At 62.9% G+C, this 302-nt stretch carries 1 protein-coding gene; it reads left to right on the forward strand.

Translation table 11 applies throughout. The annotated features are described in order from the left end of the window. Nucleotides 1–302 (forward strand): oligosaccharide flippase family protein (locus tag A3736_RS06575; protein ID WP_156502023.1); only part of this gene is annotated, 302 nt, incomplete at both ends.

Below are 302 nucleotides of genomic sequence, written 5' to 3' on the forward strand. Positions count from 1 at the left end.
TCACCTGGGTTTCCACCCTTATGGTGGTGCGCCTGCTCGAACCGAGCGATTACGGTCTTTTCGCGATGAGCCAGGTGGTGCTGGCCGCCCTCGCCTTCATGAACGGGTGGGGCTTTGCCAATTCGCTGGTGCAGGAAGCGGAAATCGATCGCCGGAAGGTCGGACAGGTCTTCGCGCTCCTCCTGCTTCTCAACGGAACGCTTGCGGTGGCGCAGTTCCTGATCGCCCCCCTCGCGGCAGACTATTATGGCGAGCCGATCGTGGCCGACATGCTCCGCGTCCAGGCGGTCCTGTTCCTGACC

The organism is Erythrobacter sp. HI0063, from assembly GCF_001635685.1.
In the GTDB taxonomy this organism is placed as follows: Bacteria; Pseudomonadota; Alphaproteobacteria; order Sphingomonadales; family Sphingomonadaceae; genus Qipengyuania.